Source organism: Flavobacterium pallidum (assembly GCF_003097535.1).
In the GTDB taxonomy this organism is placed as follows: domain Bacteria; phylum Bacteroidota; class Bacteroidia; order Flavobacteriales; family Flavobacteriaceae; genus Flavobacterium; species Flavobacterium pallidum.
This window is the reverse complement of the sequence record NZ_CP029187.1, coordinates 2,850,933-2,876,047: the sequence shown is the minus strand read 5'-3', so window position 1 is coordinate 2,876,047 and position 25,115 is coordinate 2,850,933. Positions and strand designations below refer to the sequence as shown.

Below are 25,115 nucleotides of genomic sequence, written 5' to 3'. Positions count from 1 at the left end.
TAAATAATTATCACTAAAATGAAACATTGGATCGAAGCCGCAAGGGTCAGGACATTACCACTTTCCGTATCAGGCATTATTGTTGGGAGTTTTTATGCGATGTCACAGTCTATTTTTAATTGGAAAATCGTCATATCGGCATTAAGTACCACGCTGCTGCTGCAGATACTTTCCAACTTTGCCAATGATTACGGTGATGGTATGAAGGGCACGGACAACGATGACCGCGTCGGGCCGAAGCGCGCGATACAAAGTGGCGTGATTTCCCCGCAGGCGATGAAAAAGGCGATTATGATCACTTCAGTTTTGACGTTGTGCTCGGCTGTAGCATTAATTTATGTGGCCTTTCGGGACACGAACATTACCTATTCACTGTTTTATCTCATACTCGGAATCCTGGCGATTTTCTCCGCAATCCGTTATACGGTTGGGGATACGGCTTACGGATACCGAGGTTACGGCGACGTATTCGTATTCATTTTCTTTGGCCTGGTAAGTACGATCGGGGTGAGTTTTATGGTCTTGAAAACAATCGATCCTTTGCTGATCCTTCCGGCCATGGCAATCGGTTTTCTGAGCACCGGCGTACTGAACCTGAACAATATGCGCGATGAGGAATCAGACAGGAAATCGAATAAAAATACCATTGTCGTAAAAATAGGCGGTGCCAAAGCGAAAGTCTACCATTACTTTCTGTTAGTCTCAGCGATGGTTCTGGCCTTGATTTTCGCGATTTGCTTTGATTTGTATAAGGATGCTAATCCAGGGGAATTCAACGCCGACATTTATATTTTCCTTTTGGCTTACATCCCGATTATCAAGCATTTGATCACGGTCGCCAAAAACAAAGACCCGAAAAAACTCGATCCGGAACTTAAAAAACTGGCCTTAAGTACCTTTGCGTTATCCATATTGCTGGCGCTTTCGATGATTTATTTCTTTACGGACATATTGCTGCAGATTTACCTATATTTTACACAACAAAACTAAATACCATGAAAATAACCTTTTACGGACACGCATCACTCGGCATTGAGGTGAGCGGAAAAAATATTCTCGTAGACCCTTACATTTCCGCCAATGATAAGGCGTCGCACATCAACATCCATTCGCTTAAAGCAGATTACATCCTGCTCACACATGCCCATGGCGATCACGTGCTTGATGTCGAAGCCATTGCGAAACGCACCAATGCAGTCATCGTTTCCAATGCTGAAATCGCGTCATATTATGAAGGAAAAGGCTTCAGGGCGCATCCATTAAACCACGGCGGCAGCAAGCAGTTTGATTTCGGAAAAGTCAAATACGTCAACGCGATCCATTCAAGCCAGTTTCCGGACATGACTTACGGTGGCAACCCGGGCGGCTTTGTAATTGAAGGCGAACACAAGAATATTTACATCGCCGGCGATACTGCGCTTACTATGGATATGAAGCTGATCCCGTTGCGTACAAAACTGGATTTAGCCATTTTGCCCATCGGTGATAATTTTACAATGGATATCGAAGATGCGATCATCGCTTCAGATTTCGTGGAATGTGACAAAGTCCTTGGCGTGCATTACGATACTTTTGGCTACATCATCATCAACAAAGAAAAAGCCATCCGCCAGTTTTTCGACAAAGGCAAAGATTTAATGCTTTTGGATATAGGCGATTCGATCGATTTATAATTTTTAGGAGCTCATCCGGCTGTCCGCTATATCTTTTTTATTTTTGTCACGCTTAAGCGCAGTCAAAGCGCATTTTTCAAAAAAATAAAAAAGGATGCCGCTTCCATCCGGGCTAATGCCACGCTTTCCCAAACATGAAAACAAAAAACATCATTTGCCTTTTCCTCATCATCAGCCAATGGGTTTTTGCCCAGCCTGAAGGATATTGGGATAAAGACCGTGCAACAACCAAGGAAATAAAGCTCGGTGCCGGCGACCGCATCGTTATCCGCACCGAGGATTTTCCAACCGGAACCACCGAAGTTGTTTTCCGGATTACGCTGCTTGACGACAACCAGCAAATGGCAAACAGCCTGGTTTCTGTATTGAAATCGATTCCGGATCCTACGGGAATCAGCCAGGGATCAGCAGGTGCGGTTTTCCTGATGTCAAAAGTTTCGGGTGACGACAAATGCACTTATGCCGTGTTTTCATCAGAAAAAAACGCATCGGCATATGTCAAGGAAGGCAAAACCGATAAATCCTGCTGGAAACAAAGTGATCCCTTAAGCAAAGACGCCAAAAGGCTTTCTATTGATAAATCGTCCTGTTTCGGCAGCGATGCGATGTGGTTCGGGTTTGAAAGCAAGAATTGGCTTATGAAGGCGAAAATTGTGCTGGAAGTCGTGCCATGGGTCGACAGGAACCTGAACCGCGGCTGGACTGTCGAAAACCGTAAAAATATTCTGGCCATCAGTAAAACTTCTGATATTGCCGAATTGATGCTTTCTCCGGACGATTACTGCGTTTGTATTCTAGAGAAAATGCAGAAAAAATATACTTACGACCAGTATTCGAAACTCCTTGCAGTCGAAAAAACCAAAGTTTTCAAGGACCTTGGAAATTCCTGCCTTTCAAAATCCGAAGACAATCTTTCGATACAGTCCAACATCAGGAATGATGCGGCAAAGCATTTCAAAAACAGGAAATACAACGAAGCGATCAGGTTGCTCCAGGCCGGGATTATAGACCGCGGTACTGCAAAAGCTCTGGATTACAACGCTATCGGTCAGTATTATCTGTATTCGAAACAATATGAAAAAGCAATAAAGGCATTTAAGGAAGGCGAAAAATTGGATAATTCGGAACTTCTGATTAAGCTGAATCTCGCACATGCTTATCTTCTAAATAATGATTTCCAGGCAGCAAAAGCACTGCATAAGAAATACATGATGCAGAATGTTACGGCTTCCTTAAGCTGGAAAGAAAAAGCCACCGCTGATTTTAACGATTTCAGGTCGGCGAAGATTGATTCAGGGGATTTTGAGCGTATCTTAAAATTATTCCAATAATTTGAAAGCGTCTTATCATAGGTATTTTCTTGATTTCAAACGGCCTTCAGGAACGTCGCGCGGCATCCTTACCCAAAAGGAAACCTGGTTCCTCGTGATTGAACATGACGGTAAAAAGGGAATAGGAGAATGTGGCATCCTGCGCGGTTTAAGTTTTGACGACCGTGACGACTATGAAGAGAAATTAAAATGGGTTTGCAGCCATATCCATTTAGGAGTGCAGCAATTGTGGGAATCTTTACGTGAATTTCCCTCGATACAGTTCGGAGTTGAAATGGCTTTCCGCTCATTGGAATCGCAAAATCCATTCCTCCTGTTTCCATCGGAATTTACCGACGGCACAAAATCAATTCCAATAAACGGCCTGGTCTGGATGGGTGACGAGGCTTTTATGAAACAACAGATTGAGGAAAAAATCCACGCAGGGTTTTCATGCATTAAACTCAAAATAGGCGCTATCGATTTTGAGAAAGAACTCGGATTATTGCGCTTTATCCGTAGTCATTTTACACCGGAGCAAATCGAAATCCGGGTTGATGCGAACGGCGCTTTCTCTTTAGATTCAGCTTTATATAAAATAATACAACTATCTGAATTTAAATTACATAGTATCGAACAACCGATTCCAAAAAATCATACTGACAGTATGGCAGGGCTCTGCAAAAGCACTTCTCTTTCCATCGCATTGGATGAAGAATTGATTGGTGTGGCTGATTATGCTGAAAAGGAAAATCTATTGCAAAAAATCCTGCCACAATACATCATTTTAAAACCGAGTTTTATTGGTGGGTTTCGCGGTACGACCGAATGGATTGAGCTCGCCGAAAAATACAATATCGGTTGGTGGGTGACTTCCGCACTGGAAAGCAATATTGGACTGAATGCGATTGCGCAATGGACTTATACCCTTCAGAATCCGATGCCGCAAGGATTGGGTACAGGTGCGCTCTATAGCAATAATTTTGACGGTCCGCTAGAAGTGAGAAGTGGTGCGCTTTGGTATGATAAAGCGGTATCACAGGAATTCAATTTAGAATCATAAACTATTTCATCAGGATTTTCCGGATTGGTATTTGCGAAGCGAATGGAGCGCCTGCTGCTGTATTTTATTTTGGAGAAATCCCGTCCATCCCAGTAAAAACCCTTTAAATCCCAACGCCTGCTGGCTCCATTTCCATATCTTAAAATGGTCGGTATGCCGGAAAATGAGTCCGTCCCTGAATTCAAATTGTGCATGAATGACATTCACTACATTCCGGTTTGTACTGCTGAAAGTGTACTTCGCGACCCAGACGGCCGATCCTGAGTGTCCTTCGGCGATGATTTGCGAAAACTCAATTTCCAGATTCCCTTTGCTGCGTTCAATAAGCATGTGCCACATGTCGCTGACGTCTTTCCCTTTTAATATTCCGAAAACAGGGTCCTGGAAAATTACATCCGGATGGTAACAGCTCGCCATGGTATCCGGATTGTGGCTGGCGAATGCAGCGTAAAATTCTTCGATAAGTTGTTGGTTCGGATTCATTTAAAAAATATAAACGGGTTAATCATGTGGTTATAAACGCTCAAGGCAGTCTTCAGGGGACATAATTTTCTGCCCAGTTCGCTGATTTTATAGCAGAAACTTTTCCGTCTGAATTTACAGTCACGCGCAACTCCCTGACGGTATGTTTCCATTGATAGTCTGCTTTATACCTAAATATCAATGAATTATCTGATTTATTCTGCAACACCTGGGCCAATTTGATGTCCTGGAACTTGCCATATTTTATAAGGAACTTCTGGCAGGTCTTGGTGATTTTTTCAGGTGTGATGTTTTTGATGATCTCTGTGGTTGCCTCGCTGGTTGTAAATGGCTTGAAGCGTGAGGTATTGCAGCTGCTTAAGATGCGTTTACCCAACTCGTAAGCACGGTTTTTTGAAGCGGAATTCACTTCTGTCGGTTCCACTTTTACAAATTTCGGCACTGTTTTCTTCGCTTTACAGCTTACTAGAAAAAGGCAGATGAGGCAGCTGATGCAAATGCTTCTCATGGTGTTGATAATTTAAAAAGCAAATCCGGATCAGGGCAGTTCTTTAAATAATGGGGCAGATCATCTTCCGAAGAAACCCCGGGATAATCCCCGAAATAGCCCTCAAGGTCAATAATAATCTGGAAGTGCAGGTGCGGAGCATAATTCCCGTTGACGGACATATCACCGATTGAAGCAAAAACCTGATTTCGGCCTATATGATCGCCGATTTCAATATTTTCAATGCTTTCAATCGACAGGTGCCCGTAGAGTGTGTAAAAATGATGCCCGTCAATCTGATGCTCAAGGATCACAGTCGGTCCATAATTCCCTTCGCCGGTATTGTAATCGAAACTATGAACGGTGGCATCAAGCGGTGCAACTACTTTTGTGCCTGCTTTTGCCCAGAAATCAAACCCGATGTGCATGTTGCGTTCTGCGCTTTCCTCATCGTTAAAAAGTTCATTGTGATGGTAAAGCGTTCTTTTTTCATTGTAGCCTCCATACGCCACCAGGGCGTTATTGGTGCGAAGATAATCGTCAATAAAGGATTGAAAATGATTGGGATCTTCGAGGAATTTCCTGGAATGGTCGGTTTGCTTTTCCGAAAGGTCAATGGCGACATATTTACTGATGTGGATATCGTTATCGAGTACTTTCACTTTTTGGATGTCGTAAAGGAAATTTTCGAAAATAGTCATAGATACTGGTTTTAGTTGCTTAAAGTTAAAATAAAAAATGCCAACATAAAATAATTATGCTGGCATTATAACTTTAAATTAAGATTTTTCTATTTCTTCACTTCGACGGCGGCACCTTTTTTATTTACTTCCACTGTGGTGCTTTTCGTTTCTGTTTTGGTACTCACATCCACACCGTCTTTTCCGACTGTTACAGTCGTGCCGTCTTCAGCTTTTGCAGGCGCTGTCTCAGGAGCTGGAGGTGGCGGAGGGGCTGGTACTTCTGCAGGTGGTGCTTCAGGTGCCGGTGGTGGAGCAGGAGCGTCTTTTTTGCATGATACGATCGCTAACGATGAAATCATGGCGGCCATCAGGATTACTTTTTTCATAAGTTTAGGTTTTTTTAATTGTTACTTACTGCAATAACTTACTACGGCAGATTTTATTTTAAAGCCTTAAGTTAAAGAAATAATAAAAAGCAACACTTAAAATAATCCTAAATTTTAAAAAATCGTAATTCCGGCTTAATATAACTCCGGAAACTGTGACGGTTTGCTTTCGCTCATAATGGCATACACTTTTTCATAAATATCCTCCACTGAAGGTTTTGAAAAATAATCGCCATCTGTACCATAAGCCGGCCTGTGTGCTTTTGCTGCTAAAGTCTCCGGTTTACTGTCCAAAAATTTGTAACCATCCTGTTCTTCCAAAACCTGCTGCAGTATGTATGCAGATGCGCCGCCCGGCACGTCTTCATCCACGACCAAAAGGCGGTTTGTCTTCTGAAGGCTTTTTAAAATATCATGATTAATATCAAAAGGAAGTAACGACTGTACATCAATAATTTCGCACGCTATGCCTGTTTCCTCAAGCTCTTTCGCAGCCTGCTCAATAAGCCTCAGCGTGGAACCGTACGAAACAATGGTAATGTCTTTTCCTTCCCGAATGGTCTCCACAACCCCGATTGGTGTCCTGAACTCCCCGAGATTTGTAGGCATTTTTTCTTTAAGCCGGTAACCATTAAGGCATTCCACTACCAGTGCGGGTTCGTCGGTTTCCAATAAGGTATTGTAAAAACCGGCAGCCTTTGTCATATTCCTAGGGACCAGCACATGGATGCCGCGGATCGCGTTAATGATCATCCCCATCGGCGAACCGGAATGCCAGATGCCTTCCAGTCGATGCCCTCGTGTACGGATAATCAATGGCGCTTTCTGCCTGCCTTTGGTACGGTATTGTAAAGTCGCCAAATCATCACTCATGATCTGGATGGCATATAATAAGTAATCGAGGTATTGGATTTCAGCAATCGGGCGTAGGCCACGCATGGCCATCCCGATACCCTGGCCTAAAATGGTCGCTTCCCGTATGCCTGCATCAGACACACGGAACTCGCCATATTTTTCCTGCATGCCTTCCAATCCCTGGTTTACATCGCCAATATTTCCGGCATCTTCGCCAAAAACCAATGTTTCGGGATGTTTTGCAAAAATGGCGTCAAAGTTGTCCCTTAAAATGACACGTCCATCAGCATCTTCATTGTCGTTATAGGTTGGCAAAACTTCCTTAACGGAAAAAACGTTTTTGCCGGAAGCGGAAAAAAGGTGTGAACTGAATTTTGGCTGGATTTTTTCAGTATAACCCGAAATCCATTTTGAGAGCTCGCCGTGCAGCTTTTCTTTTGAAACCAAACGCAGGATTTTCCTTGCGGTGCTTAACAAATCTTTTCTTCCCGGTTCTTTAATCGATTTGATTTCGGAAATATATTTTTCAATAAACACCTTATTAATGCTGCCTGAAGCGGTTTTTTCAAGCAAAGCCACCAACTCAGATTGTTCTTCTTTAATCGGATTGATGAACGCATTCCAGGCTGCTTTTTTGCCTTCCAACACGTCTTTCTTTGCATTATTTTCAATGTCATCCAGTTCTTCCGGAGTTGCTACATTCGTGGCAATCATCCAAAGCCTCATCTGGCGCACACAGTCAAAATCACTTTCCCAGGCAAGCCTGTCCGTATTTTTGTAACGTTCGTGTGAACCTGAAGTCGAGTGTCCCTGCGGTTGCGTGAGCTGGTATACGTGGATCAGGACAGGAACATGTTCTTCGCGGGCTATTTTTGCGGCTTTCTGATAAGTTTCTATCAATGAAGCGTAATCCCAGCCTTTGACTTTAAAAATTTCATACCCGTTGCCCTGCTCGTCGCGTTGGAAACCTTTAAGGATTTCCGAGATATTTTCCTTGGTTGTCTGGTAGCGCGCGTGTACTGAGATTCCGTAATCATCATCCCAAACGCTCATTACCATCGGCACCTGCAACACTCCGGCTGCATTTATAGTTTCGAAAAACAGGCCTTCTGAAGTCGATGCGTTCCCGATGGTTCCCCACGCCACTTCATTTCCGTTGATAGAGAAATTAGTCTTATTGTCAATCCCGCTGACATTCCTGTAAATCTTGGAAGCTTGTGCCAAACCCAAAAGCCTCGGCATCTGGCCTGCGGTAGGAGAAATGTCGGCGCTGGAGTTTTTCTGTGCCGTAAGGTTTTTCCAATCGCCGTTTTCATCGAGCGAGTGCGTGGCAAAATGGCCGCCCATTTGCCTTCCGGCAGACATCGGGTCAAAGTTAATATCGGTATGGCCGTACAATCCGGCAAAGAATTTTTCGATGGTCATTTCGCCGATGGCCATCATGAAAGTCTGGTCACGATAATAGCCGGAACGGAAATCGCCGTTCTTGAAAGCTTTTGCCATGGCCAGTTGCGGCACTTCTTTTCCATCCCCGAAAATCCCGAATTTGGCTTTGCCTGTCAAGACTTCGCGCCTTCCCAAAAGGCTGCATTCCCGGCTCACTACCGCAATTTTATAATCACTGATGACTTCAGTTTTGAAATCTTCGAAAGTCAATGCTGCATTGGTTTCTGCCTGTGCCATATTAGGAAATATTGTATATATGGGGCAAATTTACAGAAAAAGGAGGGAGTTGCAAAGTAGCAAAGTACCAAACTGGTAAAGTTTCGGAAAAAGCTTTGGTAAGCGGCAGTAAATCAATCAGGTAAGAATACGAAAACGTTGTAATCCCGCCATCTCTAAAACCATTTTCTGGTAAAGAGGTTCACAAGCAATTTTGGATCAAGTGTTACCACGAAACGTATTTTTTCATTGTAGTTTGGCTGCCCGATTTCCCAGCCGTTGCTTGAATACACCGGGAAATAAAGTTCAAAATAGTCGGTGACGAGATTCAGGCGGATGCCACTGTCATAAAGGAATCGGTTTTGCTGCAAGCGGTTCTTTACAAACCCGGCATCGCCATACACTTCCACCCAGTTCCATACGTTGAAACCGACGTTAGCCGTAGCCATCCATTGGTTTGCAAACGGTGCAGCGAGTTTGGATTTAAAACCACCTTCCGCGATTATCAGTTGCTGGCTGAACAATCCTGATTTTTCAGAACGGCCATAGAAGTCGTAATCGAATAAATAATCGGATGGACGATCCAGTCCGAAACTGAAATAATCGTTATTGGTATGGTTATACAAGAACGTACCGGCATATAATCTTAAACTGATTTGCCTGTTGTCATTGAACAACTTACGAAATTGCACATCAACTGATGCTTTACCAAAAGATTTAGAGAATTGCATATCGGTCGTGTATCCGAAATGCTTTGTCGCTTCAGTATTGCCGTCGATAAATTTCGCGTTGAATACACTGTAATTCTGCAGTTCATCAGCAGCAGTATCGGGCAGGTTATCCCGTTGTACAATGACGTTGCGCAATACCAGTGTCTGCTTGTGGTTGCTGCGAAGATCCTCATCCCGGAATTTAAAAAAGACGATCGGCGTGACCTTTAAATACGCTGATTCCGGCGCATAATGGAAATAAGAGCCATTAATCTGGTAGCGCATCCCATAAAGATTGCTTTCCCGGTTGTTTTGGTTTACGGCGAAAGAAAAATTCCCGACCAACGACTGGTTGTTCGGCGAGTACATCGGATTTACGTCAAATATAAAGGGTTTGTCAAGTATGGTTTTATTATGAAACCGCAACCCTGGAGACAAACCGTCGTATAAATTGTAAGTAAATGTTGGCACGTACAAAATCTGGTTGTAATACGGATCCTCCAGGTCTTTCATAAACACAAATTTAACGGGCCTGTTGCTTACCTTGAAGCTTTTCAGTGAGCGCCAGTTATTTCGTAAATTATATTCAGGAACCTCATTATTGTAATTCAGGACCAACTTCGTGGCTGATTCGCGTGGCATCGTAAAAGTACTGTCAGCACTGATGTTTTCGAGCCAATGCTTGAACACGATTTCCTTATTTTTTATTCCATAAATGGGAATTGGTACGGTAGTGCCGGTCTTATTTTTAATTGTGAAAGTGACGCTGTCTTTGGTTTTGGTGGCATCTCCGAATTTATAATCGATAATGTCACGCGAGTCGATTATCGTCTTAAAAAACCAATCGATATTTTTTGATGTAGCCGATTTCAGGATGTGTTCCAATGATTCGCGACCGGACGTATATGCGGTTTGGTTCCCGCGATAGAATTCGGAAATACTTTGTTCGACATTTTCCTTGCCGATATAGTCAGCCAAATACCGAAAACTTAAGCCGGCACGGTATTTCCCAGCAATCTGCTCGTTGAATTTAATCAGCGTATTTTTCGGCGCGCCTATAGGCTGGTCGAGATTCTTCCGGGCCATCAGCATGTAAAAATAACTGTACTGCCCATTGAAACCGAGCTGTGTTAAATTGTAGCTTTTGAACAATCCCAATTTTGAAACATGCCCCATCATCTTGATCCCGGGATAATTTTCATCGATGTATTTCATCATAAAATACACCTGGAAGCCGTCGTAGATCCAATTATCTGCCCGTGGATCGACACGCAGGCTGTTCTTCAGGAAATTGTTCAGGTAGGTTTTAAGGAACTTGATTTCATACAGGAAATCGTTTGGGAACGGACTGATGAAGGCAGGCAATTGGTTGAGGCCATAAAAAGGGTTCCGCTCATAATCGGCTTGGGTAACCATGATTTTTTCATACGGATAACGGCCAATATTCTGATCTACATAATGAACGATCTTGTCGATCAGCAACGCTTTATGGATTTCATCGATGTTATTGTCCCTTAAATCCGTGATGACTTCAGTGACATCGTTTTTATAAGTGCGGATGTCATTACCATCGCTGGCGTATATCACGAAATCATTCCGTTTTTTGCCAGAAAAATGAGCCGTATTGCCTTGTTTCTGCTCATCAAGGTCCGAGAATAATTTCACTCCAGATGCGGAGGAAATCGTCACATCATAATCCGTTGGTGCGTTGGCAATGTCATCAGAATTGTTGTTGCTGTATTTTACAAAATGGTGATTGTCGAATCTGGCAGGGGAGAGGAAGCAATTGCGCAGGTACATTTTCTGCCCTGCGCCATAGCCGTAGCCGGTAAATTTATCGCTCGGGATTTTTACCGAATAGGTCATGGAAAGCGTAACCTGAGCACCGGGCAGCAGTTTTTCAGGAAGATTGACTTCAATCACATCCGGCTGATCGCTGGTGGTAAACCAGTCGGCAATACGGTTGTTTTCACCAAAATGAATCATTAAATCATCCGTTCCTCCGCGCTCGCTTTTTTTGGCCAGATGGAAACTTTTGATGAATTCATCGGAAAAGCGTTTTGCCAAAGGCGTTTCTTTTGAAGAATAAGCGTCGATCCAGTTGTTCAGCAAGATACTTTGTATGGTATCATCTGAATTGTTCACGTAAACCAGCTGTTGCTTCACATCCATTGTTTTCTTTTCGGTATCCAATGTTGCAGAAATCACTGAAGAATGCTGTGCTTTTGCCGAAGGCGCGAAAATGATAAAGAAGAATACCGAAAAAAGGGTGTATAATGGTTTCAAATGGATGTTTTCAAAAGTTGATGCCTAAATAACACCATGGAGATGGAACTTATTGCCGGAAGTTGCTTAATAATTGCTTAAGAAAAAAGAAACCACAAAACCCTGTGGACTTTGCGGTTTGAACTTGTATGTGTAACGATTAAAAATTCGGGCTCAGGGTGTATTTTTTGTAGAAATTATCAAGGACTTCAACTACTTCATCTTCTGTGTCCACAATCCGGATCAGGTCCATATCGCCTGGGCTGACGGTCTTGTATTTTTCGACCAACACGGCCTTCACCCAATCAATAAGTCCTGCCCAGAATTCACGTCCTACAAGGATTACAGGGAACTTCGCGACTTTTTTAGTCTGAATGAGCGTAATCGCCTCAAACATTTCATCCAATGTCCCGAAACCGCCTGGCATGACGACAAATCCCTGAGAGTATTTTACGAACATTACTTTTCTTACGAAGAAATAATCGAAATTCAGGTTCTTATCCCGATCAATATACGGATTGTAATGCTGCTCAAAAGGCAATTCGATGTTCAGCCCGACAGATGTTCCGCCCCCAAGGTGTGCGCCTTTATTCCCGGCTTCCATGATTCCCGGGCCACCACCAGTAATGACGCCATAACCGGCCTTGCTGATACGGAATGCAATTTTCTCTGCCAAAAGGTAGAAATGCTCTTCTGGTTTAGTTCGTGCCGAACCAAATATGGAAACACAAGGTCCGATACGTCCCATGGCTTCATAACCATTTACAAACTCAGCCATGATTTTAAAAATAGCCCAGCTGTCATTAGTCCTTATCTCGTTCCAGGTTTTTTGCTTTAGGCGGTCCTGGATGACTTTATCTTCGTCGTTGTCAAAATCTTCTAATCTCATTTTGTAAAATTTCAAATTGCGGATTCCAAATTGCGTGATGGCAATTGGCAAACCGGGCTAATATACAGGATAAATTTCAAATTTCAAATTATGAATTACGAAGAGCGGTCATCTGAAATTCATAATTTGAAATTCATAATTCTATTTCAGTTCTTTTTTCAAAAACTGTGCAGTATAGCTTTTCTTGTTTTTAATAATTTCTTCAGGCGTCCCTTTAGCAACAACCTGTCCGCCGCCTTTACCACCCTCATAACCGATGTCGATGATGTAATCTGCAAGTTTGATGACATCCATATTGTGTTCTATTATCAGGATGGTATTGCCTTTATTAACGAGTTTGTTGATGACTTCCATCAATACGCGGATGTCTTCGAAATGCAGGCCTGTTGTGGGTTCATCGAGGATGTAAAAAGTATTTCCGGTGTCTTTTTTAGACAATTCCGTGGCGAGCTTAATCCGTTGCGCTTCCCCGCCCGAAAGCGTGGTACTTTGCTGCCCGAGCGTAATATAACCCAGTCCGACGTCCTGTATCGTTTTAATCTTCCTGTAGATTTTCGGCAGGTTTTCGAAGAAAGGCACGGCTTCATCAACCGTCATATTCAATACATCCGAAATGGATTTTCCTTTGTAACGGATTTCGAGGGTTTCGCGGTTGAATCTCTTGCCCTGGCAGGTCTCACATTCCACATAAACATCCGGGAGAAAATTCATCTCGATCGTCCTGACACCTGATCCTTCACAGGTTTCGCAGCGGCCGCCTTTCACGTTGAAGCTGAAACGCCCGGCTTTATAACCACGGATCATCGCTTCAGGGGTCATGGTAAACAGGTTTCGGATTTCTGAAAATACTTCCGTGTAGGTGGCAGGATTGGAACGCGGTGTACGCCCGATCGGGCTTTGATCAATATCGATTACTTTGTCAATATGTTCCAGACCTTCCATTTTTTTGTATGGCTGCGGTTTCTTTACGCCGTTAAAATAATGTGCGTTTAAGATGGGATAAAGTGTTTCATTGATTAACGTTGATTTGCCGCTGCCTGAAACCCCGGTAACACAAATCAATTTACCCAAAGGCAATTCTATAGAGACATTTTTAAGGTTATTTCCCGAAGCGCCCGAAAGTTTCATGAACTTTCCATTTCCTTCACGGCGTTTTTCCGGGACTTCGATCTGCATTTCGCCGTTCATATATTTTGCCGTCATCGTGTGCTCTTTCATCAGTTGTGCCGGCGTTCCCTGGCTGATGATTTTCCCACCGTATTTCCCGGCTTTCGGGCCGATATCGATCACATAATCTGCACGCTCAATCATATCCTTGTCGTGTTCCACCACCAAAACAGAATTCCCGATGTCGCGCAGTTGTTCCAGTGAACGGATCAGTTTTTCATTGTCGCGCTGGTGCAGACCGATGCTTGGTTCATCGAGGATGTAAAGTACGCCGACCAACTGCGAGCCGATTTGTGTGGCCAGACGGATGCGTTGCGCTTCACCCCCCGAAAGTGATTTGGAACTTCTGTTTAATGAAAGGTAATCCAGCCCGACGTTCATCAGGAAGTGCAGGCGGTCGCGGATTTCCTTGATGATTTCCGAGGCGATGATGTGTTGTTTTTCTGAAAGGTGCTTGTCGATGGTGTTGAACCAATCGGTGAGGTCAGAAATATCGAGTTCTGACAATTCGGCGATGTTTTTACCGTGGATTTTAAAGTAAAGCGCTTCTTTTTTTAACCTGGAGCCTTCACAGGCAGGACACGTCACTTCGTCCATAAAATCCTTTGCCCAGCGCCGTATGGTGGAAGAACCACTTTCATCGTATTGGTTTTTGATAAAAGCAGAAATGCCTTCGAATTCAATTTTATATTCCTTAGTGATGCCGAGGGATTTTGAAGGCACGGCAAATTTATCTTTGCCACCATTCAGGATTACCTCCATGGCTTCTGCGGAAATTTTTTCAATAGGGTCTGTCAGCTTGAAACCGAATTTCTCGCCGATGATTTCCAGTTGCTTGAAAATCCACGAATTTTTGTATTCGCCCAGCGGCAATAATCCGCCCGCTTTGATGGAAACCTGCGGATTCGGGATGATTTTCCTGATGTTGATTTCATTAATCGTGCCCAAACCGTTGCAATGTTCGCATGCCCCTTTAGGAGAATTGAACGAAAACAGGTTGGGTTCGGGATTCTGGTATGAAATGCCCGTCGTCGGGCACATCAGGTTTCGGCTGAAAAATCGCACGTCACCGGAATCCTGGTCGAGAACCATCAAAACGTCATCACCATGGTACATTGCAGTGTTGATGCTTTCGCTGAGGCGTTTGTCGGTATCCACATTTTCCTCGACGAGCATGCGGTCGATGACCATTTCAATATCATGGACCTTGTAACGGTCGAGTTTCATGCCCGGCGTGATTTCCTTCAGCTCATTGTCGATGCGTACGCGCAGGAAGCCCTGTTTGGCAATCTGCTGGAACAATTCGCCGTAATGTCCTTTTCTGGCGCGGATCACCGGAGCAAGGATGTTGATGCGCCTGCCGCTATAATTTTCGAGAATCAGGTTCTTAATCTGTTCATCGCTGTAGCTTACCATCTTTTCGCCGGTATTATAACTGTAGGCATCGCCGGCACGGGCAAAAAGCAGCCTTTGGAAATCATAAATCTCGGTGATCGTGCCTACAGTGGAACGCGGACTCTTACTGGTCGTTTTTTGTTCAATCGCGATTACAGGGGAAAGTCCGTCTATTTTATCGACGTCAGGGCGCTCGAGCCCGCCGAGGAACTGGCGTGCATAAGCAGAGAATGTCTCGACGTAACGACGTTGCCCTTCGGCATAAATCGTGTCGAAGGCAAGCGAGGATTTTCCGGAGCCGGAAAGGCCGGTAATGACGACCAATTTTTCCCTGGGGATAGTGACATCTATATTTTTGAGATTGTGTACGCGGGCACCGAGTACCTCAATGGAATTTTCAATTTCAGGCATATTTTTTAGCAAAACGCAAAGGTACGGATTAGATGGCAAAATTGTATGTTAAACAAAAGTTGTTGTTGTGAGGAAATATGATTTTTGGGTCATACGCAATATTGACGTGGGACTGCGGCCCGGATGGCAGCGGCATCCTTTTTTTAAATCCTGCAAGGTTTAAAAAAAGATACAGCGTACAGCCGGAATTGTCCGCCATAAAATTGAAACAATTTCCGACTTAAGCAAAACGATTCGTTACACCTTTTGATTAAATTTAGGCCTGTGATCAAATTCACTTAAACTAAAAAATGAAAAACCTGAAAATCATATTACCATTACTGTTAGCCGCAACGATGGCTACCGCACAGGAAAAAAAGGAAATGAATGAGGAACAGCGCCAGGAATTTATCGACCAGCTGAAAAGCGATGTTTCCAAATTATCACTGACCGAAGATCAAAAGGCCCCATTCATGGAAATTACAAAAAAATACGGTGAGAAGGCGAAAGAGGTGAACGCAAATACACAATTGGAAAAAATACAGAAGCTAAAAGAAATCAAGGCGCTACGTATTGCAAAAGATGACGAAGTGAAGGCGCTGCTGACAGCCGAACAGTTTAAAGTTTACCAGGAAATCCGTGAGGAACGCAAGGAGAGACGGAGGAAGTAGGCAGTTTTCAGTCTCAGTTGGAGTGCGTACGTACCTGCTAACTGTGACTGAAAACTGCAAATTATTTATGTCTTCCTGTCCTGCTGTTTTCGGCATCCCAGTCTTTAGTGCTGTCGCCGTGGTCTCGGTCGTCGTCATCATTGATTTCATTGTAGGTATTTTCAGGTGCCGTGTTTTCTGAAAATGATGGCTCGATATGTTCGTCAGCCGGTGTCTGGCTCATGTCACGACCTGCGCCGCTTTCCTTTATGTCAGTTTTTTCTTTTGCGGCTTCATGTTTTGCAGGATGGCTTTTGCCGATTTCCTCAGGATTGATATCCCGCGGCTTGTCTTCACTGCCTTTATTTTCTTGATTGTTCATGATTAAAAAATTCAGATTAAAAAAAACGCCGTGTTTTTCATTTTGAATTCAAAAATCAAACGCGGCGCTATGGATTTGGACAAAAAAATGTCAATGATGTGACAATTCATTTTGACCGGTTTCTATATAAGATTTAAGGTTTTCGATGTCGTGGTTGACCATTTTCGTAAACCAGGGGTTGAGTAATTTAGCTGCAGCTTCGCCGGCAATTCCTAATGGGGCATGATACGAAATGGTGATGTCTAGTGCTGTACTTTCCGGACCATTCTCACGAAAATAAATTTTCCCGGCATTATCAATGGTGGAATCCGGAACAGAATGCCAGCTTAGGAGATGGTCTTTTTCGTCCATCAGTATATTGGCTTTCCAGCTGATGTGGCCGAAGCCTGAAGGCCCTTTGGCACGCCATTCTGAAGTGGTTTTATTAATTTCCTTCACACTATCCAGGTGGCTCATGAATTTCGGCAGGTTTTCAAGGTTACGCCAAAGGGCATATACCTCGCTTACAGGTTTGTCAATAGTGATTGTGGTACGGATATTTACATTGGCGCTTTTGAATGTCCCGCTTTTCTCAGCAAGATCATAAACGGGGCAATAGCCACTGATCCCACGTGCCAGCATTGTTCCGCCTGCAATCCCTTTTGAGATGTTATTCTTTTTGCCCGAAAGCGCTTTATATAAAAGGTAAGTTCCGCCGGCAACCATCAGGATGCGTTCGAGTTTGCTTACATTGGGCTGCAGGCCTTTCACGACAGGTTTTGCTTTATGTTTTACATTTCCAAGCCTTTGTGCTTCTTCTTCAGAATAAAAAGCGGCATAACGATTTGGGTCAGTTCCTGAAGAATCGAGTTTGGATTGCAGCTGTGGTGTATCCGTTTCGGTAGTTTTCATGACTTTAATTTTTTGTTTGACTGATTTTTTGGTCTGTAAACAAAGTTATTTGACAAAACGACGGATTGGTTATACTATAAACAGATTATGTTTTAAGATTTTGAAGTGGGATTTTCAGTGATTTCTTCCACCTTTTTTTCCATCAGCGCGATTTCTGTTTTTTCCTTCTTGATATCCTGGCGGATGAATGCGAAAAGGCTCATATATACATTGGCCATCCACACCGTAGCAAATCCTCCAATGATATAGCCGCGCCAGTCGGGAAGCAATAATTGAAAGCCGGTTAGCAAAATCACCCCCAGGGTCACATAATGGCTGAAACAATATTCACAGGTAAACAGGTAAAAGAATTTCCTGCGCAAAATGGTGCGTCCTTTTTTTGATTGCCCGACACAATATTCCCGCGGTTCACGGAACACTTCTTCATGCGTAACCGTCCATGCGATGCAGGCCACCGGGATGGGAAGGATCAGCAGCCAGAAGATCTGTTGTATGATGTCCATTGTAGTTTCCATTTTATTTTAAGTTAAGCTGATACATTTTGCCACCGGTATGCTTGTCTTTTTCGTCACAAATGAAGAGGTCATTCTCTTTAAAGCAAAGCCCTTCTTTCTGGGAATTGTCGTTGAGGCTGATTTCAGTGACTTTTCCATTAAAGTAAGCATCATTTTTAAAATTTTCAAACAGCCATATTTTTTGATTGCTGAGCAGGGCCATCCGAGTTCCATCAGCATTTATTGCGGCATCAGTGACAGCAGATTTCCGGAATTCCCTGCCGGTTTTAAAACTTCCCAATAACTTGGCGGCATGGTTCCCGGCAATATTCGGGACGCTGTAAAGTTGCGTTGTGCCATCGGAATCGGTGCTTCGGTTTTTGGTGAAAATGTAAAAATTATTGTTGTACAGGAAGAAAGCCTCAGCATCAAAAATGCGCATGGACTTTTTGGGCGGAAAATCCTTTTGCTCAGGAAAATAAAAATTGATTTCAGCGGATACTCCGGCTTCATTGCTACTCAAATCGGCGGCATTTATTTTATAGATTGCCAGATCCTTCCGGTCATTATCGTTATTCCCGAAATCGCCAATGTATAAATTTCCTTCCCCATCCGATGTCAGCGCTTCCCAATCATGATTGGATTTATGGATATGAACTGTTTGCTGTAGCTTTCCTTTTTTGTCCAAAGCGAATAAAACCGGATCGTTGCCGCTATCTTCCAAAGTCCAGAATAAATCCGTTTCCGGAACGTATTGAAGCGCGGAAGCTTCCTTTATTTCTTTAGGGAATTCAAAAATAACATCCAAAGGACCAGGCTGCGAAGAACAGCTTATGAAAGTGGAGGCAAAGATAAAAGCAGCAATTTTTTTAATACACATAAATCGTTTTTAGGACATAAAGTTACGAATTGCAGCGATATTTTCGTTAAACGGAATTGTGTATCTTCGCCATTATTCAATTAAGGAGGACGTGCAGGCATGTTGTTCACATTCCAGTCAGAGTTCTTAATTTGAAATTCTTAATTCATTTATAAGTGGGCCACATCAACAAATTGAAAATCCTTAACGACCCTATTTACGGGTTCATCACCATTCCCGACACTCTGATTTACGATTTGGTGCAGCATCCCTGTTTTCAACGATTGCGCCGCATTTCCCAGATGGGTCTATCATATTTGGTCTATCCTGGCGCGCACCACACGCGTTTTCACCATGCTTTGGGCTGTATGCATATGATGCAGAAGGCGGTCGAAGCGATACGCTTTAAAGGGACTTTGATTTCCAAGGAAGAAGAACTGGCGTTGTATGCGGCGATTTTATTGCACGACATCGGGCACGGGCCATTTTCGCATGCGATGGAGCACAGTATTGTAGAGAACATCAGCCATGAATCGATTTCGCTGTTGTTTATGGACAAGCTGAATGCGGAATTTGACGGCAGGCTGACTTTAGCCATAAAGATATTCAAAGGCGAATACCATAGGAAATTCATGCTCGAACTCATTTCGAGCCAACTCGATATGGACCGTATGGATTACCTTAAACGCGACAGTTTTTACACAGGCGTTGCGGAAGGAAACATTAATTCTGACAGGCTCACGCAGATGATGATCGTTATCGATGATAAACTGGCGATCGAAGAAAAAGGAATCTATTCAGTTGAAAAATTCCTGATGGCACGCCGGTTGATGTACTGGCAGGCGTACCTGCACAAAACCAGCCTAGCCGCCGAATTGATTCTTACAAAAACCTTAAAACGTGCCAAAGAATTAACACTGAAAGGAATTTTGCTCGAAAGCAGTATGCCATTGCGCTTTTTTATGGAAAATAAGATCGAGGCAGGAGATTTCAATGAGGATGTCCTTGAACTTTTTTCAAGGCTTGACGATTTTGACATTGTAAGTGCCTTGAAGGCCTGGCAGTTCCATGAGGATTTTGTGCTGAGCCATTTAAGCAAAATGATTATCAACCGCGATTTGCCTAAGATAAAATTCAGTGAGGAAAAGTTTACCAAAGACGATACTGACGGCTACATCAGGGATTTTGCTGCCCAAAATAATATTTCTGCCCACGAAGCAGGATATTTCGTTTTCAAGGGAAAAATCAGGAACCAGGCTTATGATAAAGAAGCCGAACCCATCAGCATCTACAAAAAAGACCGCAGCATCGAGGATGTGGTGGAAGCTTCCGATCATCTCAACCTGAAAGCGCTGAGCAAACCGGTTACGAAATACTACATCTGCTTTCCAAAAGTACTTGCCGAAAATTAACAATTAAACCTGTTTTTTTATATTTTTGTCGGGCAAAAGCACATTATGGCTTTCTAAATTTCCAGGCAACACTTTACGTGTCCGGAAATATTGCAGAAATATCAGTAAAATGAAATTCACAGCAGCACAGATAGCGGGCATTCTTGAAGGCGAAATCGTCGGAAATCCGGACGTGGTTGTTTTTAAATTGTCAAAAATCGAAGAAGGGACTGATGGCTCGCTAACGTTCCTTTCGAACCCAAAATACAATAACTATATTTATTCCACACAGGCATCGGTAACGATCGTGAACGCTTCTTTCACACCTGATTCGCCAGTGTTTACGACGATGATCAAGGTCGATGATGCTTATGGTGCCTTTACAAAAATCCTGACTTTTTACGATCAGGTGAAACACAATAAGCAGGGCATTGAACAACCTTCTGTGATGTCTGAAAGTGTGGTTTATGGTGAAAATTTTTATCTCGGAAGTTTTAGTTATATTGGCAATAGCGTAAAGATTGGCGATAATGTGAAGATTTATCCTAATTGTTTTATAGGTGATAATGTTGAAATTGGGAATAATGTAATTATTTTTGCCGGTGCAAAGATTTATTCGGACTCGAAAATCGGGAATTATTGCAACATTCATTCCGGTGCGATTATAGGTGCGGATGGTTTTGGTTTTGCACCGAATGAAGATGGGACGTATTCCAAAATACCGCAAATCGGGAATGTGATTATAGGCGATTATGTAGATATTGGTGCCGCAACAACCGTAGATCGCGCAACGATGGGTTCCACCATTATCCACAACGGCGTGAAGCTGGACAACCAGATCCAGATTGCGCACAACGTGGAAATTGGCGAGAATACCGTCATCGCGGCACAAACCGGCGTTGCCGGATCAACGAAAATCGGGCAGCATTGCATGATTGGCGGACAGGTCGGGATTTCCGGGCACCTTACGATCGGAAACAATGTGAGGATCCAGGCGCAGTCCGGCATCGGCAGGAGCCTCAAGGACGATGAAACCGTGCAGGGAAGCCCGGCTTATAATTATACGGATTACAGTAAGTCGTATGTTCATTTTAAGAACCTGCCGAAAATCATTGGCGAACTGGAAGAATTGAAGAAGAAAATCGAAGGCAACTGATGGCTGCCTGCTAAAATAAATAAACAAAAACACGATCTAATGGTTAAACAAAAAACCATCGCAAATGAGATTTCCCTTACAGGTGTCGGCCTGCATACCGGGAAAGAAGTAAAAATGACATTAAAGCCCGCGCCGGTCAATAACGGATACACTTTCGTGCGTATTGATCTTGAAGGGCAGCCTGTAATTGAAGCCGATGCCAATTATGTTGTGAACACGCAACGCGGTACGAACCTTGAAAAATTGGGCGTTAAAATCCAGACTTCAGAGCACGTGCTTGCAGCATTTGTTGGTTGCGACGTGGATAACGTGATTATAGAGCTTGATGCTTCCGAGCCGCCGATTATGGATGGCTCTTCAAAATATTTTGTAGAAGCGATTGAAAAAGCCGGAATCGTAGAACAGGATGCGGAGCGCAAATATTATGTCGTGAAAGAAGTGATTTCTTTTACGGATGAAGCCACAGGAAGTGAAATTCTTGTCATGCCAGGTGACGATTACCAGGTGACTGCGATGGTAGACTTTGGCACAAAAGTATTGGGCACCCAGAATGCCACGATGAAAAATATTTCAGAGTTCAAGACTGAAATTGCCGATTCACGTACGTTCAGTTTTCTTCATGAGCTGGAATCATTGCTGGAAAACGGGCTCATTAAAGGCGGGGATTTAAACAATGCGATTGTTTACGTTGATAAGGAAATTTCAGAATCCACGATGGAAAACCTCAAAGTTGCCTTCGGGAAAGATAAGATTTCCGTGAAGCCAAATGGCGTGCTGGATAACCTGACGCTGCACCATCCAAATGAAGCGGCAAGGCATAAACTGCTTGATGTAGTCGGTGATCTGGCGCTTATCGGCACCAGGATAAAAGGGAAGGTTATTGCCAACAAGCCAGGGCATTTCGTCAATACGCAGTTTGCCAAGAAAATGTCGAAGATCATCAAGATTGAACAACGCAACCATGTGCCGGTTTACGATTTGCACCAGGAGCCGTTAATGGATATCCATAAAATCATGTCGATGTTGCCGCACAGGCCACCATTCTTGCTGGTGGACAAGATTTTCGAATTGTCGGACACCCATGTCGTAGGCTTGAAAAATGTCACGATGAACGAACCGTTTTTCGTAGGGCATTTCCCGGGAGCACCTGTAATGCCCGGTGTTTTGATAGTGGAAGCGATGGCGCAGTGCGGTGGAATACTTGTTTTAAGCACGGTTCCGGATCCTGAAAATTACCTTACTTTTTTTATGAAAATCGACAACGTAAAATTCAAGCATAAAGTATTACCGGGCGATACATTGGTATTCAAATGCGACCTGATTGCACCAATCAGAAGGGGGATCTGCCATATGCAGGCAAACGCTTACGCAAACGGAAAACTCGTTGCGGAAGCGGAATTGATGGCGCAAATCGCAAAAAAACAATAAATCCCGGAACAACAAACCATAAAAATTTAAACGATGAATCAACCTTTAGCCTATGTGCATCCCGGTGCTAAGATTGCCAAAAATGTGGTGATCGAGCCATTCACAACCATTCACAATAATGTTGTGATTGGTGATGGAACCTGGATTGGGTCCAATGTCACCATTATGGAAGGTGCAAGGATAGGAAAAAATTGCAATATATTTCCGGGCGCTGTCATTTCTGCCATTCCGCAGGATTTGAAGTTTGGAGGTGAAGAGTCACTTGCGATAATTGGCGATAACTGCACTATACGTGAATGTGTTACGATAAATAGGGGAACGGTGGCTTCAGGGCAAACCAAGCTTGGAAACAACTGCCTTGTAATGGCAACTGCGCACATTGCCCATGATTGCCATATTGGCGATAATGCAATTATTGTGAATGGTGTGGCTTTGGCAGGACATGTCACTGTTGGAAATTATGCCATCATCGGAGGTTTGGCAGCGGTACATCAGTTCATCAATATCGGTGACCATGTGATGATTTCGGGTGGGTCGCTGGTGCGTAAGGATGTACCCCCTTTTACAAAAGCTGCGAAAGAACCGCTTTCTTATGTAGGAATTAATTCCGTTGGCTTAAGAAGAAGAGGCTTTAGCACCGATAAAATCCGCGAAATCCAGGAAATCTACAGGATTTTATACCAAAAGAATTACAATACTTCACAAGCGGTCAGCATTATCGAAGCTGAAATGGAAGCCACTCCGGAAAGGGATGAAATCCTTGACTTCATAAGGAACTCGTCGCGTGGGGTGATGAAAGGCTATACAGGAAATTACTAGTTCATTGAACAAACACTCGTAGGACAATAAAATTAACATTCAACATTTAAAATAAAATTCAATAATGGCATCTACATCAGATATTAGGAACGGATTGTGCATCAAGTTTAACCATGACATATATAAAATTGTCGAATTCCTGCATGTGAAACCAGGAAAAGGACCGGCTTTCGTACGAACCAAACTGAAAAGCCTTACCAACGGGAAAGTACTGGACAACACCTTTTCAGCAGGGCACAAAATAGACGAAGTACGCGTGGAGACGCATGAATTCCAGTTCCTGTATGCAGAAGGTGATTTGTACAATTTCATGCACAATGAGACTTACGAGCAGATCCAGTTGAACAAGGCCATACTTGATGCGCCGGATTTACTGAAGGAAGGCACTACGGTAAAAGTAATCATCAATGCGGAAACTGAAGCCCCGCTTTCAGTAGATATGCCTGCATCTGTAATCCTTGAGGTAACTTATTCTGAGCCTGGCGTGAAAGGAAATACTTCAACAAACGCTACAAAACCAGCTACAGTTGAAACCGGAGCCAGCGTAAACGTGCCGTTGTTCATTAATGAAGGTGATAAGATTAAGATTGATACGGCTTCGGGACAATACATGGAGCGCGTAAAAGAATAGTCTGCAGTCGAAGTATACATTTAGCAGAAGTTGGTGTGCTGCAACAAACACCTAATACAGTATATGAAATTTCCAACAATACAGTCTTTAGAAGAGATTGCAAAGATTATCAACTGCGAGTTCGTGGGTGATAAATATTTTCCGGTTAGCGGCATGAACGAGATTCATGTGGTGGAGCCGGGAGACATCGTTTTTGTGGATCATCCGAAGTACTATGATAAGGCTTTAAAATCGGCTGCCACAATTGTACTGATCAATAAAAAAGTGGATTGCCCTGAAGGTAAAGCATTGCTGATATCAGATGATCCTTTCCGGGATTTCAACAAGCTGACAAAACATTTTAAGCCATTCCAATCGTCGTCCTCATCCATTTCCAGTACGGCTGAGATAGGTGAGGGGACTGTAATCCAGCCCAATACATTTATCGGAAATCATGTGAAAATCGGTAGGAATTGCCAGATACATTCGAATGTGGCGATTTACGATTATACCGTAATCGGGGACAATGTCATGATTCATGCCGGCACGGTTTTAGGTGCCGATGCTTTCTATTATAAAAAAAGGCCTGAAGGTTTTGACCAGTTGATTTCAGGCGGAAGGGTTGTCATTGAAGATCATGTCGGGATTGGTGCGCTGTGTACCATCGACAAAGGGGTTACCGGAGATACCACCATTGGCGCCGGAACGAAGATCGACAACCAGGTGCATGTAGGCCATGATACGATTATCGGTAAAAAATGCCTGATTGCATCACAAACCGGAATCGCAGGATGCGTTGTCATCGAAGATGAGGTCACGCTTTGGGGACAGGTCGGGACTACAAGTGGTATCACCATCGGGACAAAAGCGGTAATCATGGGGCAAACCGGCGTAACCAAATCGGTGGAAGGAGGGAAAACTTATTTCGGCACACCGATTGAGGAATCCCGCGAGAAGCTCAAACAACTGGCCAACATTAAAAAGATACCGGAGATCCTTAATAAATTGAAATAGAAT

The 25,115-nt window shown here is 43.4% G+C and carries 23 protein-coding genes; 11 read left to right on the top strand and 12 right to left on the bottom strand.

The window, feature by feature from the left end; genetic code table 11:
* Nucleotides 1–18 precede the first annotated feature (18 nt).
* The 4 genes from menA to HYN49_RS11885 all read left to right on the top strand — a co-directional run bounded on the left by menA (nucleotide 19) and on the right by HYN49_RS11885 (nucleotide 4,046).
* The gene (gene menA / locus HYN49_RS11900) at nucleotides 19–990 is read left to right on the top strand and encodes a 1,4-dihydroxy-2-naphthoate octaprenyltransferase (RefSeq protein WP_108904322.1); all 972 of its coding nucleotides are present in this window, start codon (nucleotides 19–21) and stop codon (nucleotides 988–990) included.
* Nucleotides 991–995: 5 nt separating this feature from the next.
* Entirely contained in the window at nucleotides 996–1,673 is a 678-nt protein-coding gene (locus HYN49_RS11895; RefSeq protein WP_108904321.1) for a metal-dependent hydrolase, read from the top strand.
* 134 nt (nucleotides 1,674–1,807) lie between these two features.
* On the top strand, nucleotides 1,808–3,004 hold the full coding sequence (locus tag HYN49_RS11890) for a tetratricopeptide repeat protein (RefSeq protein ID WP_108904320.1): 1,197 nt from the start codon (nucleotides 1,808–1,810) through the stop codon (nucleotides 3,002–3,004).
* 1 nt (nucleotide 3,005) lies between these two features.
* Nucleotides 3,006–4,046, top strand: a complete 1,041-nt coding sequence (locus HYN49_RS11885; protein ID WP_108904319.1) for an o-succinylbenzoate synthase — start codon at nucleotides 3,006–3,008, stop codon at nucleotides 4,044–4,046.
* A gap of 9 nt (nucleotides 4,047–4,055) precedes the next feature.
* Here HYN49_RS11885 and HYN49_RS11880 read toward each other — a convergent pair whose 3' ends face one another.
* The 8 genes from HYN49_RS11880 to uvrA form a co-directional block, all read right to left on the bottom strand.
* Nucleotides 4,056–4,529 (bottom strand): nuclear transport factor 2 family protein, encoded by a 474-nt coding sequence (locus HYN49_RS11880; RefSeq protein ID WP_108904318.1) that lies wholly within the window; start codon nucleotides 4,527–4,529, stop codon nucleotides 4,056–4,058.
* A 52-nt stretch (nucleotides 4,530–4,581) separates the two neighbouring features.
* Nucleotides 4,582–5,037, bottom strand: a complete 456-nt coding sequence (locus tag HYN49_RS11875; RefSeq protein ID WP_108904317.1) for an RNA-binding protein — start codon at nucleotides 5,035–5,037, stop codon at nucleotides 4,582–4,584.
* Nucleotides 5,034–5,717, bottom strand: a complete 684-nt coding sequence (locus tag HYN49_RS11870) for a peptidoglycan DD-metalloendopeptidase family protein (RefSeq protein WP_108904316.1) — start codon at nucleotides 5,715–5,717, stop codon at nucleotides 5,034–5,036. Before HYN49_RS11870 ends, HYN49_RS11875 begins: the two co-directional genes overlap by 4 nt.
* An 89-nt stretch (nucleotides 5,718–5,806) precedes the next feature.
* Entirely contained in the window at nucleotides 5,807–6,085 is a 279-nt protein-coding gene (locus HYN49_RS11865; RefSeq protein ID WP_108904315.1) for a hypothetical protein, read from the bottom strand.
* Nucleotides 6,086–6,220: 135 nt separating this feature from the next.
* Nucleotides 6,221–8,623: an alpha-ketoacid dehydrogenase subunit alpha/beta gene (locus tag HYN49_RS11860; protein WP_108904314.1), complete on the bottom strand. Its 2,403-nt coding sequence runs from the start codon at nucleotides 8,621–8,623 to the stop codon at nucleotides 6,221–6,223.
* 155 nt (nucleotides 8,624–8,778) lie between these two features.
* Entirely contained in the window at nucleotides 8,779–11,598 is a 2,820-nt protein-coding gene (locus HYN49_RS11855) for a gluzincin family metallopeptidase (protein ID WP_317045837.1), read from the bottom strand.
* A 139-nt stretch (nucleotides 11,599–11,737) separates the two neighbouring features.
* Nucleotides 11,738–12,466: an LOG family protein gene (locus tag HYN49_RS11850; protein WP_108905055.1), complete on the bottom strand. Its 729-nt coding sequence runs from the start codon at nucleotides 12,464–12,466 to the stop codon at nucleotides 11,738–11,740.
* 141 nt (nucleotides 12,467–12,607) lie between these two features.
* Nucleotides 12,608–15,439 (bottom strand): excinuclease ABC subunit UvrA, encoded by a 2,832-nt coding sequence (gene uvrA, locus HYN49_RS11845; RefSeq protein ID WP_108904313.1) that lies wholly within the window; start codon nucleotides 15,437–15,439, stop codon nucleotides 12,608–12,610.
* A gap of 290 nt (nucleotides 15,440–15,729) precedes the next feature.
* Between uvrA and HYN49_RS11840 the strand changes: the two genes are divergently transcribed.
* A complete protein-coding gene (locus HYN49_RS11840) occupies nucleotides 15,730–16,089 on the top strand; it encodes a hypothetical protein (protein ID WP_108904312.1) in 360 nt (119 codons plus the stop codon).
* A 61-nt stretch (nucleotides 16,090–16,150) separates the two neighbouring features.
* On the opposite strand, the gene HYN49_RS11835 is transcribed toward HYN49_RS11840, so the two are convergent.
* The 4 genes from HYN49_RS11835 to HYN49_RS11820 all read right to left on the bottom strand — a co-directional run bounded on the left by HYN49_RS11835 (nucleotide 16,151) and on the right by HYN49_RS11820 (nucleotide 18,715).
* Entirely contained in the window at nucleotides 16,151–16,450 is a 300-nt protein-coding gene (locus HYN49_RS11835; RefSeq protein ID WP_108904311.1) for a hypothetical protein, read from the bottom strand.
* Nucleotides 16,451–16,540: 90 nt separating this feature from the next.
* Nucleotides 16,541–17,341, bottom strand: a complete 801-nt coding sequence (locus HYN49_RS11830) for an SRPBCC family protein (RefSeq protein ID WP_108904310.1) — start codon at nucleotides 17,339–17,341, stop codon at nucleotides 16,541–16,543.
* A 92-nt stretch (nucleotides 17,342–17,433) separates the two neighbouring features.
* On the bottom strand, nucleotides 17,434–17,856 hold the full coding sequence (locus HYN49_RS11825; protein ID WP_245892176.1) for a hypothetical protein: 423 nt from the start codon (nucleotides 17,854–17,856) through the stop codon (nucleotides 17,434–17,436).
* Between the two features lies 1 nt (nucleotide 17,857).
* Entirely contained in the window at nucleotides 17,858–18,715 is an 858-nt protein-coding gene (locus HYN49_RS11820) for an SdiA-regulated/phytase-like domain-containing protein (RefSeq protein ID WP_245892174.1), read from the bottom strand.
* Nucleotides 18,716–18,870: 155 nt separating this feature from the next.
* Between HYN49_RS11820 and HYN49_RS11815 the strand changes: the two genes are divergently transcribed.
* The 6 genes from HYN49_RS11815 (at nucleotide 18,871) to HYN49_RS11790 (ending at nucleotide 25,112) form a co-directional block, all read left to right on the top strand.
* A complete protein-coding gene (locus tag HYN49_RS11815) occupies nucleotides 18,871–20,106 on the top strand; it encodes an HD domain-containing protein (protein ID WP_108904309.1) in 1,236 nt (411 codons plus the stop codon).
* A gap of 109 nt (nucleotides 20,107–20,215) precedes the next feature.
* Nucleotides 20,216–21,241, top strand: a complete 1,026-nt coding sequence (gene lpxD / locus HYN49_RS11810) for a UDP-3-O-(3-hydroxymyristoyl)glucosamine N-acyltransferase (RefSeq protein ID WP_108904308.1) — start codon at nucleotides 20,216–20,218, stop codon at nucleotides 21,239–21,241.
* 39 nt (nucleotides 21,242–21,280) lie between these two features.
* Nucleotides 21,281–22,669 carry a bifunctional UDP-3-O-[3-hydroxymyristoyl] N-acetylglucosamine deacetylase/3-hydroxyacyl-ACP dehydratase gene (locus tag HYN49_RS11805; RefSeq protein ID WP_108904307.1) on the top strand — a complete coding sequence of 463 codons (1,389 nt, stop codon included), beginning with the start codon at nucleotides 21,281–21,283 and terminating at the stop codon, nucleotides 22,667–22,669.
* Between the two features lie 33 nt (nucleotides 22,670–22,702).
* Complete coding sequence (gene lpxA, locus HYN49_RS11800; RefSeq protein ID WP_108904306.1) at nucleotides 22,703–23,488, top strand: acyl-ACP--UDP-N-acetylglucosamine O-acyltransferase; 786 nt, start codon at nucleotides 22,703–22,705, stop codon at nucleotides 23,486–23,488.
* A gap of 64 nt (nucleotides 23,489–23,552) precedes the next feature.
* Nucleotides 23,553–24,119: an elongation factor P gene (gene efp, locus HYN49_RS11795; RefSeq protein WP_108904305.1), complete on the top strand. Its 567-nt coding sequence runs from the start codon at nucleotides 23,553–23,555 to the stop codon at nucleotides 24,117–24,119.
* Between the two features lie 63 nt (nucleotides 24,120–24,182).
* The gene (locus HYN49_RS11790) at nucleotides 24,183–25,112 is read left to right on the top strand and encodes a UDP-3-O-(3-hydroxymyristoyl)glucosamine N-acyltransferase (protein ID WP_108904304.1); all 930 of its coding nucleotides are present in this window, start codon (nucleotides 24,183–24,185) and stop codon (nucleotides 25,110–25,112) included.
* Nucleotides 25,113–25,115: the final 3 nt, after the last annotated feature.

Coding starts and splice junctions, on each gene's coding strand:
- HYN49_RS11865 (WP_108904315.1), bottom strand. CDS start 6,085: ATGAAAAAAGTAATCCTGATGGCCGCCATGATTTCATCGTTAGCGATC.
- HYN49_RS11790 (WP_108904304.1), top strand. CDS start 24,183: ATGAAATTTCCAACAATACAGTCTTTAGAAGAGATTGCAAAGATTATC.
- HYN49_RS11835 (WP_108904311.1), bottom strand. CDS start 16,450: ATGAACAATCAAGAAAATAAAGGCAGTGAAGACAAGCCGCGGGATATC.
- HYN49_RS11830 (WP_108904310.1), bottom strand. CDS start 17,341: ATGAAAACTACCGAAACGGATACACCACAGCTGCAATCCAAACTCGAT.
- lpxA (WP_108904306.1), top strand. CDS start 22,703: ATGAATCAACCTTTAGCCTATGTGCATCCCGGTGCTAAGATTGCCAAA.
- HYN49_RS11870 (WP_108904316.1), bottom strand. CDS start 5,717: ATGACTATTTTCGAAAATTTCCTTTACGACATCCAAAAAGTGAAAGTA.
- efp (WP_108904305.1), top strand. CDS start 23,553: ATGGCATCTACATCAGATATTAGGAACGGATTGTGCATCAAGTTTAAC.
- HYN49_RS11850 (WP_108905055.1), bottom strand. CDS start 12,466: ATGAGATTAGAAGATTTTGACAACGACGAAGATAAAGTCATCCAGGAC.
- HYN49_RS11875 (WP_108904317.1), bottom strand. CDS start 5,037: ATGAGAAGCATTTGCATCAGCTGCCTCATCTGCCTTTTTCTAGTAAGC.
- HYN49_RS11880 (WP_108904318.1), bottom strand. CDS start 4,529: ATGAATCCGAACCAACAACTTATCGAAGAATTTTACGCTGCATTCGCC.
- lpxD (WP_108904308.1), top strand. CDS start 20,216: ATGAAATTCACAGCAGCACAGATAGCGGGCATTCTTGAAGGCGAAATC.
- HYN49_RS11820 (WP_245892174.1), bottom strand. CDS start 18,715: ATGTGTATTAAAAAAATTGCTGCTTTTATCTTTGCCTCCACTTTCATA.
- HYN49_RS11805 (WP_108904307.1), top strand. CDS start 21,281: ATGGTTAAACAAAAAACCATCGCAAATGAGATTTCCCTTACAGGTGTC.
- HYN49_RS11895 (WP_108904321.1), top strand. CDS start 996: ATGAAAATAACCTTTTACGGACACGCATCACTCGGCATTGAGGTGAGC.
- menA (WP_108904322.1), top strand. CDS start 19: ATGAAACATTGGATCGAAGCCGCAAGGGTCAGGACATTACCACTTTCC.
- HYN49_RS11890 (WP_108904320.1), top strand. CDS start 1,808: ATGAAAACAAAAAACATCATTTGCCTTTTCCTCATCATCAGCCAATGG.
- uvrA (WP_108904313.1), bottom strand. CDS start 15,439: ATGCCTGAAATTGAAAATTCCATTGAGGTACTCGGTGCCCGCGTACAC.
- HYN49_RS11860 (WP_108904314.1), bottom strand. CDS start 8,623: ATGGCACAGGCAGAAACCAATGCAGCATTGACTTTCGAAGATTTCAAA.
- HYN49_RS11840 (WP_108904312.1), top strand. CDS start 15,730: ATGAAAAACCTGAAAATCATATTACCATTACTGTTAGCCGCAACGATG.
- HYN49_RS11825 (WP_245892176.1), bottom strand. CDS start 17,856: ATGGAAACTACAATGGACATCATACAACAGATCTTCTGGCTGCTGATC.